Genomic DNA, 13,301 nt, shown 5'->3' with positions numbered 1-13,301 from the left:
CGGAGGCGTCGAGCGCCTCGACGATGTCGTGGCACTCCTGCGCCGTGAACTGGTGCCGCTTGTGGTGCGAGCCGTCGCGCAGGCAGGTGTCGGTCAGGCGCAGGTCGAGCTCGCCACCGTGACTGCCCTTCCAGGTCCGATCAAGCGTGTTCACAGCATGCTCCTCGCGATGTTCTCGCCCACCTGCGTGGCGGCGGCGGTCATGATGTCGAGGTTGCCGGAGTACGGCGGCAGGTAGTCCCCCGCGCCCTCCACCTCGACGAAGATCGACACCTTCGTCTGGCCGCGGGTCGCGGGCGACGGGTCGTCGAGCTGCGGCTCCTGCAGCAGCCGGTAGCCGGGCACGTACTCCTGCACGGCCTTCTCCATCGCGACGATCGACTGCACGATCGCGTCGCGGTCGGCGTCCGGCGGCACGGCGCAGAAGATCGTGTCGCGCATGATCATCGGCGGCTCAGCGGGGTTGAGGATGATGATCGCCTTGCCCTCCGCCGCTCCCCCGATGCCGGTCACGCCCGCGGCCGTGGTGCGGGTGAACTCGTCGATGTTCGCGCGGGTGCCCGGCCCGGCGGAGACCGACGCGACCGAGGCGACGATCTCGGCGTACGACACGGTCGCGGCGCGGGAGACCGCGGCGACCATCGGGATGGTGGCCTGGCCGCCGCAGGTGATCATGTTGACGTTCATCGCGCCCCCCACGCCGCAGTGTTCCTCGCCGTTCACCGGCGGGATGACCGCGGGACCGACCGCGGCCGGCGTGAGGTCCACGGCGCGGATGCCGGCCTCCTCGTAGCGCGGCGCGTACTCGCGGTGCACGTACGCCGAGGTCGCCTCGAAGATCAGGTCCGGCAGCTCGTCCTGCTTGAGCAGCCAGTCCACGCCCTCGTGCGACGCCTCGAGGCCATGCTCGGCCGCCAGCCGCAGGCCCTCGCTGGTCGGGTCGACGCCGATCATCCACCTCGGCTCGATCACGTCGGAGCGGAGCAGCTTGTACATCAGGTCGGTGCCGATGTTGCCCGGCCCCACGATGGCTGCGGACGACTTCCTCATCTGTTCACTCCTCGAAGGTGACGCTCAGCGGCGCGAAGCCGCTGATGGTCGCGACGACCCGGTCCCCCGGGGCGAACGGCACGAACGGGCCCAGGGCCCCGGACAGGATCAGGTGGCCGGCGCGCAGCGGGTCGCCGAACCGCTGCGCCTGCACGGCCAGCCAACGCAGCGCCTCGAGCGGGTCGCCCAGGCAGGCGTCGCCGGTGCCGGCGGAGCGCTCCTCGCCGTTGATCGTCAGCGACATCGTGACGTCCCGAGGTTCGAGCTCGTCCACCGTGCGGCCGTCGGTGCCCACGACGAACAGGCCGCTGGAGGCGTTGTCGGCGACGGTGTCGGTGAAGCCGATCTTCCAGTCGGCGATCCGGGAGTCGACGATCTCGATGGCGGGGAGTGCGACCTCGACCGCCGCGCGGACCAGGTCGAGCGTGATCTCCTCCCCGTCAGGAGGGTCGATGTCGCGGGCGAGGACGAACGCGACCTCGCCCTCGACCCGCGGCTGGAGCAGCGTCCGCATCGAGACGGGACTCTCCCGGGACACGTCCATGTCGTCGAGCAGGTAGCCGAAGTCCGGCTGGTCGACGCCGAGCTGGGTCTGCACGGCCTCCGAGGTCGCGCCGATCTTGCGGCCGACGACGCGGGCTCCCCCGGCGAGGCGGCCCTGCACGAGGCCCTGCTGGACGGCGTACGCCGCAGCGAGGTCCTCGGTCCCGATCAGGTCGCGCACCGGCGTGCACGGGATCCGGGTCGCCTGCGCCTCGGCCAGGCGCGCGACGGCGGCCGAGATGGAGTCCTGGCAGGTCACGGGAGCGATAGTAGAACCTGTTACAGTTTCTGGCCATGACGATCCCCTTCCCGGAGAGCGCCGACGTCGTCGTCGTGGGCGCCGGCGGTGCGGGCATGATGGCCGCGCTCGCGGCCGCGGCGCGCGGCCTCGACACCGTCCTCCTCGAGAAGAGCTCGTACTTCGGCGGGTCGACCGCACGCAGCGGTGGCGGGGTCTGGATCCCCAACAACTACGCGCTCAGGGCGGCCGGCCAGGCCGACGACCCGGAGCTGTCCCGGCTCTACCTCGACTCGATCGTCGGCGACGTCGTCCCGAAGGTGCGCCGCGACACCTACCTCGCCCGCGGGCCCGAGGTCCTCGACTTCATCCGGGAGCGGACGCCGCTGCGGTTCACCTGGGTGCCGCAGTACGCCGACTACCACCCGGAGGCGCCCGGCGGTCGCGCCGCGGGCCGGTCGGCCGAGCCGGTCCCGATGGACGCGCGGTTCCTCGGCGACGAGCTCGAGCGGCTGCACCCGCAGTACACCAAGGCGCCCGCGAACCTGATCGTCACCCAGGCCGACTACCGCAAGATCAGCCTCGGGCTGCGCACGATCCGCGGCCCGCTCACGATGGCCAAGGTGCTCGTGCGCCGGGTGGTCAGCCTGCTCCGCGGCCGGCAGATGTACGCGATGGGCAACGCGATCGCGATCGGGCTGCGCAAGGGCCTGATGGACGCCGGCGTACCCGTCCACTACGACACCGAGCTCGCCGACCTGGTCCTCGAGGACGGCCGGGTGGTCGGCGTCCGGGTCCTGCGCGACGGGCGGGAGTCGGTGGTCCGCGCCCGCCGCGGCGTGATCCTGGGCAGCGGCGGCTTCGAGAAGAACCTCGAGATGCGCGAGAAGTACCAGCCGCAGCCGACCTCGGTCGACTGGACGACCGGCTCGCAGTTCAACACCGGCGGCGGCGTGCTCGCCGGCATCGCCGCGGGCGCCCAGGTCGACCTGATGGACGACGCCTGGTGGGGCCCGACGATCCCGCTGCCGTCCGGGCCCTGGTTCTGCCTGGCCGAGCGGAACCTCCCCGGCTCGATCATCGTCAACCAAGCCGGGCAGCGGTTCATGAACGAGGCGCTGCCGTACGTCGAGGCGGTGCACGAGATCTACCGGGGCGAGGCGACGGGCGTCCCGCACGTGCCGGCGTGGATGATCATCGACCAGCGCTACCGCAACCGGTACCTGTTCGCCGGGCTCTCGCCGCGGCAGCCGTTCCCTGGTCGCTGGTACAAGAGCGGGACGGTGAAGAAGGCGGCGACGCTGGAGGAGCTCGCCGCACAGATCGGGGTGCCGACCGGCGCGCTCACCGAGACGGTCACCCGGTTCAACGGCTTCGCGCGCACCGGCGTCGACGAGGACTTCCACCGCGGCGAGTCGGCGTACGACCAGTACTACTCCGACCCCACCGTGAAGCCGAACCCGTCGCTGCACACGATCGACCACGCGCCGTTCTACGCCGTCAAGATCGTGCCCGGGGACCTCGGCACCAAGGGCGGCCTGGTCACCGACGAGCGGGCGCGGGTGCTGCGGCCCGACGGGTCGCCGATCCCGGGCCTGTACGCCGCCGGCAACTGCTCGTCCGCGGTCATGGGCCGCACGTACGCCGGGCCGGGCGCGACGATCGGCCCCGCCCTGACCTTCGGCTACCTGGCCGCCGAGACCATCGCCGCCGACGAGCCCGACGAGGAGTCCTGAATGCCCATCGACCCCGACGTCGCGATCGGCGCCGAGCTCGGCTCGGTCGACTTCGCGTGGACCGAGAGCGACGTGCTGCTCTACCACCTGGCGATCGGCGCGACCGACCTCTCCTACACGCTCGAGGGACCGGCGCTGCAGGTGCTGCCGTCGTTCGGCGTCGTGGCGCCGACCTTCCGCATGACCGACCCGCCGCCGCTCGACCTGCCCGGCTGCGACATCGACCTGGCCCAGGTCGTGCACGGCTCGCAGTCGGTCTCCGTGGAGGCGCCGCTCCCGACGTCCGGGTCCGCGACCGTCACGACCCGGATCAGCGAGGTCTGGGACAAGGGCAAGGCCGCGGTGATCTGGCAGGAGGGCGTCGCGACCGCGCCGTCGGGTGAGCGCCTGTGGACCACCCGCTCGTCGATCTTCGTGCGCGGCGAGGGCGGCTGGGGCGGCGACCGCGGCTCCTCGGCCCCGGTCGAGCTGCCCGACCGGGCGCCCGACACGGACACGACGTACGACGTGCTCGCCCAGCAGGCGCTGCTCTACCGGCTCTGCGGCGACCGGAACCCGCTGCACGCCGACCCGGACTTCGCGAAGGCCGCCGGCTTCCCGGCGCCGATCCTGCACGGGCTGTGCACCTACGGCATCGTGCTGCGCACGCTCACCGAGACGCTGCTCGGGGGCGATGCCTCGCGGGTCGCCGGCTTCGGCGTGAAGTTCGCGGGCGTCGTCTACCCGGGCGAGACCCTGCGCATCCGCGGCTGGCGCGAGGACGGCCGCATCGTCGGCTCAGCGACGATCGCCGGTGGCGACCGCGACGGCGCACCCGTCCTGAGCGACGTCGCCCTCACCCCCCGTTGAGTTGGGCCAAGATTCCCGTTGAGTTGGGCAGGGTTCCTCGTTCAGCTGGGCCAGAGTGCGATTTCGGCCCATCTCGCGCGTGATTTCCGCCCAACTCAACGGGGCTTGCGCGCCACGACGTAGAGGCGGTTCGAGCTCTCGCCGCGGGACTCGAGCGCGCCGCGGCGGTACCACTCGACGTCGGTCAGCCCGGCGGCCTGCACCAGGCGCACGATCCCGTCCTCCTGGTGGTACACGAAGTCGAGGTCGACCGGCTGGCCGAACCACTCGTCGTGGTGGCGGACGTCGGAGCCGGCGTGCAGGGCCAGCACCAGCCAGCCGCCGGGCGCGAGCGGCCGGGCCAGCGCCTCCAGCGCGCCCGGGAGCTCCGAGGGGGCCAGGTGGATGAGGGAGTACCAGGCGAGCACGGCGGACCAGCCGGTCGCCGTCGCCGGCCGCATCAGCGTCCGCAGGTCGCCGACCTCGTACGAGCCGCCGGGGAAGCGCCGCCGCGCCTCGGCGACCATGCCGGGCGACAGGTCGACCCCGGTCGCGTCCGCCCCGGCGTCGGCGAGGTACGCCGTCACGTGGCCCGGGCCGCAGCCGACCTCGACGACCGGTCCCCCGGCGGCGTGCGCGGCCACCCGGTCCAGCAACCAGGTCTCGAACGGCAGGCCCGTGAGCTCGGTCAGCAGGCTGTCGGCGTACGCCGTCGCGACCGCGTCGTACGACGCGCGCACCCGCTCGTCGCGCTCCGCGCCGCTGGGGACCTGGACGGGGGCGGCCGGCGCCGCCTCCGGGTCCGCGGCGCCGAGCAGGTGCGTCCAGCGGGCGTCCCGGTCGCCGCCGCGGCGCGGCAGCTCGCGGACCAGCCCCCGCTCGGCCATCCGGCGCAGCGTCTCCTCGACGGCGGCGCGGTCGGCGAACGGGTGCAGCCGGTCGGTCCGGCTCCGCAGCTCGCCGGGCGCCTGCGGGCCGCGCAGCAGCAGCACCGTGACCAGCGCCCGCTCGTCCGGCGCGAGGCCCAGCACCTCGTCGAGGACCTGGTGGTACTTCAGCGTGCGGCGCCCGGTGTCGGACCAGACGATCCGCAGCAGCCCGCGGTCCTTGAGCCGCCGGCCGACCTGCTCGAGGGTCTGCTCGTCGTAGTCGGTCACCGGGTCGCGGCTGTTGCTCTGGTTGCACGCGGTGCGCAGCGCGTTGAGGGTCAGCGGGTAGGTCGCGGGGACGGTCACCTGCTTCTCCAGCAGGCTGCCCAGGACCCGCTGCTCCTCGGGATCGAGCTCGGGGAGGTCGGTCACGGACGCGACTCTACGACCGTCGTCACCCGCCCCCGGTCGGGATCCCAGCGCCGCAGCGCGGTCAGCGTGAGCTCGACGTCGGCGTACCCCAGCACGTCGATCGCGCGCTGGGCGTCGGCGCGGTCGAGCCGCCGGGCGAGCGTCACGTGCGGGATCCAGCCGACGTGCTGCCGGTCGGGGACCTGGACCCGCACGGCGAGCACCCGGCGTACGACGTCGTCGTCGATGTCGAGCGCCCGGGCCACCGTGAGCCGCTCGCCGCCGAGCAGCAGCACCCCGGCGGCGCGGGCCCGCACCGGCAGCAGGCTCCCGAGCCGGGCCTTGGCGACGTCGATCGCGGCGTCGGGGAGGTCCGCCGCGGCGACGACCGTGACGTGCGGCGCGTTCGTCGGCGCGCGGTGGTCGAGCTGGGAGGGCAGGCCGGCGTCGTGCAGCGCCTGCCAGTCCCGGCGGACCAGGTCCTGGCCGCGCGCGTCGGGCACGAGTTCGAGCGCATGGAGCCGGGGCACGTGCTTAGGCTGCCCCATGGGCAAGCAGCGCAAGCGCCTGGGGGCCGCGGCGTACGAGGCGGAGCTGTTCCGCCTGCAGGCGGAGCTGGTCAAGGTGCAGGAGTGGGTGCGCGCGTCCGGCGCGCGGGTGGTGATCGTCTTCGAGGGCCGCGACGCCGCCGGCAAGGGCGGCACGATCAAGCGGATCACGCAGTACCTCAACCCGCGGGTGGCCCGGATCGCGGCGCTGCCGGTGCCGAGCGAGCGCGAGCGCGGCCAGTGGTACTTCCAGCGGTACGTCGAGCAGCTGCCAGCCGCGGCGAGATCGTGCTGTTCGACCGCTCCTGGTACAACCGCGCCGGCGTCGAGCGGGTGATGGGCTTCTGCACGCCGGACGAGTACCGCCGGTTCCTGCACCAGTGCCCGATCGTCGAGCGGCTGCTGGTCGAGGACGGGATCCTGCTGCTCAAGTACTGGTTCTCGGTCAGCGACGAGGAGCAGCAGCACCGCTTCCGCGAGCGCCTCGGCGACCCGGTGCGCCGCTGGAAGCTCTCCACGATGGACCTCGAGTCGATCACCCGGTGGGAGGACTACTCCCGCGCCAAGGACGAGATGATGGTGCACCCGACGTGCCGGAGGCGCCGTGGTACGTCGTCGAGGGGGACGTGAAGAAGGAGGCGCGGCTGAACATGATGGCCCACCTCCTCTCGGTGATCCCCTACACCGAGGTCGACCTGGCCCCGATCGAGGTGCCGGACCGGCCGCCGGCGACCGGCTACCGGCGGCCGCCGCGCGAGCAGGCGACGTACGTGCCGGACCACGTGGCCACGCTGCTCGGCTAGAGCCGACCCTCAGGAATACTGCGCCCATGGCGCTCCTCGACTCCTGGACACCCGGCGACCACACGGCCGAGGGGGTGACGCACCCGACGTACCGCAAGGGCAGCGGCCCCGGCGTGATCGTCATCCACGAGATGCCCGGGCTGACCCCGAGCGTGATCGGCTTCGGCGAGGAGGTGGTCGCCGCCGGGTTCACGGTCGTCATGCCGTCGCTGTTCGGCACGCCGGAGGCGCCGATGTCGGCCGGCAACGTGCTCACGGTGCTGCCGCGGGCCTGCGTGAGCCGCGAGTTCACGACGATGGCACGGGGCGAGACGTCGCCGGTGGCGGTCTGGCTGCGCAGCCTGGCCCGCTCCTTGCACGAGGAGCTCGGCGGGCCGGGCGTCGGCGCGCTCGGCATGTGCTTCACCGGCGGGTTCGCGCTGGCGATGATGGTCGACACCGCCGTCGCCGCGCCGGTGCTCGCCCAGCCGTCGCTGCCGTTCGCGGTCGGGAGGAAGCGGGCCGCCGACCTCAACCTCTCCCCCGGCGACCTGGCCGCCGTGCGCGACCGGGCGGCCGCCGGGTGCCAGGTGCTCGGGCTGCGCTACCGCCAGGACCCGGCGGTGGGCACCCGCTTCGACACGCTCACCCGGGAGATCGGCGACGCGTTCCTCCGCGTCGAGCTCGACGGCAAGGGCCACTCGACGCTGACCGAGCACCGCTCCCAGGAGGCCGTCGACCGGGTGCTTGCGTTCTTCGGCGAGAAGCTTCGGTGACCCGCCGCGGCCTGTTCGTCGCGCCGTTCGACGCGCTCGCCGACCCGCGGGTGGTCGGCGACCTCGCCGCCCGCGCCGAGGCGGCGGGGTGGGAGGGCTTCTTCCTCTGGGACCACCTGCAGTACGGCGAGCGCGTCTCGGCGATCGCGGACGTGTGGACCTGCTGCGCGGCCGTGGCGATGCGCACGTCCTCGCTGCTTGTCGGGCCCATGGTGACGCCCCTGGCCCGGCGCCGGCCGCAGGTGCTCGCGCGGCAGGCGTCGTCGCTCGCCGTGCTGTCCGACGGCCGGTTCGTGCTGGGCCTCGGCCTCGGCGACGACTGGGTCGGCGAGTTCAGCGCCTTCGGCGACGAGGCGTCCCCGCGGGTGCGCGGGGAGATGCTGGACGAGGGCCTCGAGGTGCTCACCGGACTGCTGTCGGGCGAACCCGTCGCGCACGACGGGCCGCACTACGCGGCCCGCGACGTGCGCTTCCTGCCCGCGCCGCGGGTGCCGATCTGGCTCGCGGGGCGGTTCCCGAACGCGGCTCCCCTGCGCCGCGCCACGGCGTACGACGGGTTCTTCGTCATCGGCCTCGGCTCGCCGGACGACGTGGCGACCGTGGCCGCGCAGGTCCCGGCGGCGCCGTACGACCTGGTCATCGACCTGCGCGCCGACCAGGACCACAGTCCCTGGCTCGACACCGGCGCCACCTGGCTCCTCACCCGGATCGGCCCCTACGACCTCGACCTCGCCGAGGTGCAACGCATCGTCGACGCGGGCCCGGGGCTCGGGTCGTCCGCCTGAGGGTGGCGTATTCGGGTGCCAGAGGCGGACGACCCGGTCAGGCGGAGAGGACCAGGCCGGAGGTGGGGACGCCGGTCCCGGCGGTGACCAGGACGTGCTCGACGTTGTCGACGGGGTTGACCGAGGTGCCGCGGACCTGGCGGACGCCCTCGGCGATGCCGTTCATGCCGTGGATGTAGGCCTCGCCGAGCTGGCCGCCGTGGGTGTTCAGCGGCAGCTTGCCGCCGATCTCGATGGCGCCGTCGGCGACGAAGCCGGGCGCCTCGCCGCGGCCGCAGAAGCCGAGCTCCTCCAACTGCATGAGCACGTACGGCGTGAAGTGGTCGTAGAGGATCGCCATCTGCACGTCGTCCGGCCCGAGCCCGCTCTGGCGCCACAGCTCGCGGCCGACCACGCCCATCTCGGGGATGCCGATGTCCTGGCGGTAGTACGACGTCATCACGAACTGGTCGACGCCGCTCCCCTGCGCCGCCGCCGAGATGTACGCCGGCTTCTGGGCCAGGTCCCGGGCGCGCTCGGCGGAGACGATCACCAGCGCCACCGCGCCGTCGCTCTCCTGGCAGCAGTCGAGCAGGTGCAGCGGGTCGACGATCATCCGGGAGGCCTGGTGGTCCTCGAGCGTGATCGGCCGCCCGTAGAAGAACGCGTCCGGGTTGGTCGCCGCGTGCCGGCGGTCCGCCACCGCCACCCGGCCGAAGTCCTCCGAGGTGGCGCCGTACTCGTGCATGTAGCGCCGCGCCTGCATCGCCACGGTCGCCGCCGGCGTGCCGAGGCCCATCGGGTAGGTCCAGGCGTTGTCGAGGCCGTTGGTGTTCACCTGGGTCGCGGCCGCGACCGAGAACTGCCCGAACCGCGAGCCCGAGCGCTCGTTGAAGCCGCGGTACGCCACCACGCAGTCGGCCACGCCGGTGGCGACCGCCATCGCGGCCTGCTGCACGGTCGCGCAGGCGCCGCCGCCGCCGAAGTTGATCCGGCTGAAGAACCGCAGCTCACCGCAGCCGAGCTCGCGGGCGACCGCGATCTCCGAGGAGGTGTCCATCGTGAACGTCGTGAAGCCGTCCACGTCGGCCGGGGTCAGCCCGCAGTCGGCCAGCGCGTGCTGCACGGCCTCCACGGACAGCTGCAGCTCGGACCGGCCGGACTCCTTGGAGAACTCGGTCGCCCCGATCCCGGCGATCGCCGCCTTGCGGTAAAGGCTCATGGCGCCACGACCGTCACGGTGCCGGTCACGTGGTCGCCGAGCGAGACCCGCCCGACGACCGAGATCGTCGCGATGCCGTCCTCGACCGACTCCACGGTGCCGCTGAACGTCAGCGTGTCGTAGGGGTGCGCCGGCGCACCGAGCCGGATCGCGATGCCCTTGAGCTCGGTGTCGCTCCGTCCATATCTCTGGCGAGCCCAGTCGACGACGTACCGCTCGACCAGCCCGTTGGTGGTCAGGATGTTCATGAAGATGTCCTTGGACCCGGCCGCCTGCGCGACGTCGCGGTCGTGGTGGACGTCCTGCCAGTCCCGGGTGGCGATCGCGGTGCTCACGATCGTGGTCGGGGTCAGCGGCAGCGACCACTCGGGAATCCGCTCTCCAGCCCTCATGCTCGCCTCCAGACCGGCAGGGTCAGCTCGTCGTCGACGCGGTTCCAGTCCACGCGCAGCCGCATCCCGATCTCGATCTCGTCGTCGGCCACGTCGACGACCTCGCCGACCATGCGCACGCCCTCGTCGAGGTCGATCAGCGCGATCACGATCGGCAGCTCCTTGCCCGGCACGGGCGGGTGCCGGTGCACGACGTACGAGAAGACGGTGCCGGTGCCCGCGGCCACGACGTGCCCGCGGTCCAGCGCCCCGCACTCCGGGCAGGCCGGGCCGGGCGGGTGCCGCAGGGCGCCGCAGGCGTTGCAGCGCTGGATCCGCAGCTCGCCGGCGGCGGTGCCGTCCCAGAAGTACTGGGAGTCCTGCCCGATCATCGGGCGGATGACCGCGGCGGTCATGCCTTCTCCTTCGGGATGAACTTCAGGACCCGGAAGAGCATCGTCGCGACCTTCTCCGGGCCCACGTACCAGGTGTTCCGCGACGTCACGAAGTAGCCCTCGCCCATCGCGGTGCTCTTCGGCCCGGCCACCGAGTCCAGGGCGGTCGTGACCCGCAGGTGCTCCCCCACCTTCAGGTAGCGCTCGTAGGTCTGCTCGCAGTTCGTGCCCAGCACGGCGGTGTAGCCCTCGGCGGTGAGGACCTCCATCATTCGGCTCAGCGGGTCGTCGTCCGGCCGGCGCCGGCCGAGGCCGGGCATGGTCCACACCTGGGCCATCGACGGCGGCGCCTCGCCGTTGCGGAACCGCTCGTTCTCGTAGCCCATCGCGTCCAGCCAGGTGCCGATCGTCGGCTGGTTGACCTCGTACGGCGCCACCGACTCCGAGCACTCGCCGAGCGCGATGATCCGCTCGGCCTCCGCCATGATCCGCTCGTGCGCGGTCACCTCGTTCATCGCGGCACCCTCGGCAGCCCGAGGCCGAACATCGCGATCAGCTCGCGCTGCACCTCCTGCACGCCCCCGCCGAAGGTGAGGACGAGGTTCCGCTTGGCCTGGCCGTCCAGGTACCTCATCAGCCGATCGGTCTCCTCGTCCGCCGGGTCGCCGTACCGGTGCACGATCGCGGTCAGGTCGGCGGCGAGGTGCTGCACCTGGTCGGCCGCGAACACCTTGGACGACGACGCGTCGCCCACGGAGATCTCGCCGTCCGCGGCGGCGCGGGCGACCTCCCAGTTCAGCAGCTCGTTGACGCGGAACACCGCGGTCACCTGACCCAGCACCCGGCGTACGTCGGGCCGGTCGACCACGCCCTGCTTCGCGGCCCACTCCGCGACCCGGTCGCGCAGCCCCTCGAGCCGCCCGGCCGGGCCGAGCATCACCCGCTCGTGGTTGAGCTGGGTGGTGATCAGCTTCCAGCCCTGGTTCTCCTCGCCGACCAGCATGTCGGCCGGCACCCGCACGTCGTTGAAGTACGTCGCGTTGACGTGGTGCGAGCCGTCCGCGGTGATGATCGGCGTGTGGGAGTAGCCGGGGTCGCTGGTGTCGACGATGAGGATCGAGATGCCCTGGTGCTTCGGGGCGTCCGGGTCGGTGCGGCAGGCCAGCCAGATGTAGTCGGCCTGGTGCCCGCCGGTGGTCCAGAGCTTCTGCCCGTTGACGACGTAGTGGTCGCCGTCGCGGCGGGCGGTCGTGCGCAGCGACGCCAGGTCGGTGCCGGCGTCCGGCTCGCTGTAGCCGATCGCGAAGTGCACGTCGCCTTTGAGGATCCGCTCGAGGAACATCTCCTTCTGCACTGGCGTGCCGTACCGGATCAGCGTCGGCCCCACGGTCTGCAGCGTCACCGCCGGCAGGTGCACGTCGGCGCGCTGCGCCTCGTTGGCGAAGATCGTCTGCTCGATCTCACCGAGCCCGTGGCCGCCGTACTCCGTCGGCCAGCCGACCCCCATCCAGCCGTCCTCGCCCATCTGCCGGACCACCCGCTGGTAGGTCTCGCCGTGCCGGTCCAGCGCCATGTCGCGGTGCTCGTTCTCGTCGGCGAGGCCGGTGAAGTACTCGCGCAGCTCGGCCTTGAGCGCCCGCTGCTCCTCGGTGAGTTCGAGGTTCTTGGTCGCCGGGTCCTCGACGGGCACGTCGTCGGGCTGCGCGTCGAGCGCGTGCACGATGTCGGTGACCCACGAGGAGTAGCGCGCCATCGGGTAGGTGATGTCCACGCCCATGCCGCCGTGCAGGTGGTGGCAGGTCCGCATCGCGCCGGGCGCCTCGTGGCAGACCCAGTACGCCGCGACGGCCAGGTCGTCACCCGCGAGGTCGAGCCCGGCGCCGAGGCCCTCGGTGATCCGCCAGGCGGCGTTCTCCGCGGCCAGGTCGACCGTGCGGGAGGCGATGTAGACGTCGGCGATCTGCATGGCGACCGCCTGGAACTCCGCCAGCGACCGGCCGAACTGCGTCCGGCCCTTGATGTACGCCGCGGTCAGGTCGCGCGCCCCCTCGACCACGCCGGCGGCGGTCAGGCACAGGCCCGCCACCCACAGCTCGCGCAGCACCCGCGCGGCGTCCGCCCCGGGCAGCAACTCGGCGGGCGCGCCGTCGAGGACCACGGTGTGCTGCGGGGTGCCGAGGCTCGACATCGACGCGAGCAGCTCGACACCGGGTCCGCTCGGGTCGACCAGCGCCACCACGGGGCCGTCGGCGGACGCCGCGGTCACGAGCAGCCGGGCCGCCCGGTCGGCGTACGTGACGCCGATCTTGCGGCCGCTCACCGTGCCCTCGGCGTACGTCGTCGCGGCGAGCTCACGCAGGGCCGGGCTCAGCAGCGTCTCGCCCGCGGCGACACCGGGCAGGTACGCCGACCGCTGCTCGTCCGAGCCCGCCGCGGCGAGGGTGAGCACGCCGCAGCACAGCGTCTCCCAGACCGGCAGCTGCATGGCACGGCGGCCGCTCTCCCGCAGGAGCACGGCGACCTCGGCAAGCCCGAGCCCCTCGCCGCCCTGGGCCTCGGGGACCGGCAGCGCGAGCAGCCCCGCCTCGCCCAGCGCCGCCCAGGTCGCCTCCGCGTCGTCGCCGGCCCGCTCCAGCGCCTCGCGGACGACCGACCGGACGGCCTCGACTGCCTCACTCACCCGCATCTCCTGCCCGTGCTCGGGTACCTGACGTGCGAAACTGTAACCTGTTCTACTCCAGAACGGCACGCCCGTCGAGAACGAGGAG

The 13,301-nt window shown here is 72.8% G+C and carries 14 protein-coding genes and 1 pseudogene; 6 read left to right on the top strand and 9 right to left on the bottom strand.

Annotation, left to right across the window (positions count from 1 at the left end; genetic code table 11):
* Positions 1-150: 150 nt before the first annotated feature.
* Together ABD086_RS14220 and ABD086_RS14215 are read right to left on the bottom strand one after the other, a co-directional pair.
* Positions 151-1,050, bottom strand: a complete 900-nt coding sequence (locus ABD086_RS14220) for an acetaldehyde dehydrogenase (acetylating) (protein WP_343908217.1) — start codon at positions 1,048-1,050, stop codon at positions 151-153.
* 4 nt (positions 1,051-1,054) lie between these two features.
* Positions 1,055-1,852 (bottom strand): 2-keto-4-pentenoate hydratase, encoded by a 798-nt coding sequence (locus ABD086_RS14215; protein ID WP_343908216.1) that lies wholly within the window; start codon positions 1,850-1,852, stop codon positions 1,055-1,057.
* A 35-nt stretch (positions 1,853-1,887) separates the two neighbouring features.
* Here ABD086_RS14215 and kstD point away from each other — a divergent pair, with 35 nt between their 5' ends.
* Positions 1,888-3,567, top strand: coding sequence for a 3-oxosteroid 1-dehydrogenase (kstD, locus tag ABD086_RS14210; protein ID WP_343908215.1), 1,680 nt, complete (start codon positions 1,888-1,890; stop codon positions 3,565-3,567).
* Complete coding sequence (locus tag ABD086_RS14205; protein WP_343908214.1) at positions 3,568-4,416, top strand: MaoC/PaaZ C-terminal domain-containing protein; 849 nt, start codon at positions 3,568-3,570, stop codon at positions 4,414-4,416.
* Positions 4,417-4,511: 95 nt separating this feature from the next.
* Here the strand turns inward: ABD086_RS14205 and ABD086_RS14200 are convergent, their stop codons facing one another.
* Positions 4,512-5,696, bottom strand: coding sequence for a DUF480 domain-containing protein (locus tag ABD086_RS14200; protein WP_343908213.1), 1,185 nt, complete (start codon positions 5,694-5,696; stop codon positions 4,512-4,514).
* The gene (locus ABD086_RS14195) at positions 5,693-6,205 is read right to left on the bottom strand and encodes a 2'-5' RNA ligase family protein (protein ID WP_343908212.1); all 513 of its coding nucleotides are present in this window, start codon (positions 6,203-6,205) and stop codon (positions 5,693-5,695) included. Before ABD086_RS14195 ends, ABD086_RS14200 begins: the two co-directional genes overlap by 4 nt.
* A 16-nt stretch (positions 6,206-6,221) precedes the next feature.
* Between ABD086_RS14195 and ppk2 the strand changes: the two are divergent.
* From ppk2 to ABD086_RS14180, 4 genes and pseudogenes are all read left to right on the top strand, one after another.
* A pseudogene (ppk2, locus tag ABD086_RS14190) lies at positions 6,222-6,853 on the top strand (polyphosphate kinase 2).
* On the top strand, positions 6,814-7,026 hold the full coding sequence (locus ABD086_RS25325; RefSeq protein ID WP_425571623.1) for a hypothetical protein: 213 nt from the start codon (positions 6,814-6,816) through the stop codon (positions 7,024-7,026). Before ppk2 ends, ABD086_RS25325 begins: the two are co-directional and overlap by 40 nt.
* A gap of 26 nt (positions 7,027-7,052) precedes the next feature.
* A complete protein-coding gene (locus ABD086_RS14185; protein WP_343908211.1) occupies positions 7,053-7,781 on the top strand; it encodes a dienelactone hydrolase family protein in 729 nt (242 codons plus the stop codon).
* Complete coding sequence (locus tag ABD086_RS14180; RefSeq protein WP_343908210.1) at positions 7,778-8,566, top strand: LLM class flavin-dependent oxidoreductase; 789 nt, start codon at positions 7,778-7,780, stop codon at positions 8,564-8,566. Before ABD086_RS14185 ends, ABD086_RS14180 begins: the two co-directional genes overlap by 4 nt.
* 37 nt (positions 8,567-8,603) lie before the next feature.
* On the opposite strand, the gene ABD086_RS14175 is transcribed toward ABD086_RS14180, so the two are convergent.
* From ABD086_RS14175 to ABD086_RS14155, 5 genes are read right to left on the bottom strand one after another with little or no spacing between them, the layout of a single operon-like run.
* Positions 8,604-9,767, bottom strand: a complete 1,164-nt coding sequence (locus tag ABD086_RS14175) for a lipid-transfer protein (RefSeq protein ID WP_343908209.1) — start codon at positions 9,765-9,767, stop codon at positions 8,604-8,606.
* Positions 9,764-10,159, bottom strand: a complete 396-nt coding sequence (locus ABD086_RS14170; protein ID WP_343908208.1) for a MaoC family dehydratase — start codon at positions 10,157-10,159, stop codon at positions 9,764-9,766. Before ABD086_RS14170 ends, ABD086_RS14175 begins: the two co-directional genes overlap by 4 nt.
* Positions 10,156-10,554 (bottom strand): Zn-ribbon domain-containing OB-fold protein, encoded by a 399-nt coding sequence (locus tag ABD086_RS14165; protein WP_343908207.1) that lies wholly within the window; start codon positions 10,552-10,554, stop codon positions 10,156-10,158. Before ABD086_RS14165 ends, ABD086_RS14170 begins: the two co-directional genes overlap by 4 nt.
* Positions 10,551-11,048 (bottom strand): FAS1-like dehydratase domain-containing protein, encoded by a 498-nt coding sequence (locus ABD086_RS14160; protein WP_343908206.1) that lies wholly within the window; start codon positions 11,046-11,048, stop codon positions 10,551-10,553. Before ABD086_RS14160 ends, ABD086_RS14165 begins: the two co-directional genes overlap by 4 nt.
* Positions 11,045-13,219, bottom strand: a complete 2,175-nt coding sequence (locus ABD086_RS14155) for an acyl-CoA dehydrogenase family protein (protein ID WP_425571622.1) — start codon at positions 13,217-13,219, stop codon at positions 11,045-11,047. The genes ABD086_RS14160 and ABD086_RS14155 overlap by 4 nt, the downstream gene beginning before the upstream one ends.
* Positions 13,220-13,301: the final 82 nt, after the last annotated feature.

Origin of the sequence: Nocardioides aquiterrae (genome assembly GCF_039526625.1) — a bacterium.
GTDB classification, from domain to species: domain Bacteria; phylum Actinomycetota; class Actinomycetes; order Propionibacteriales; family Nocardioidaceae; genus Nocardioides; species Nocardioides aquiterrae.
The sequence above is the reverse complement of the archived record's forward strand: the minus strand, read 5'-3'. Positions and strand labels throughout refer to the sequence as shown.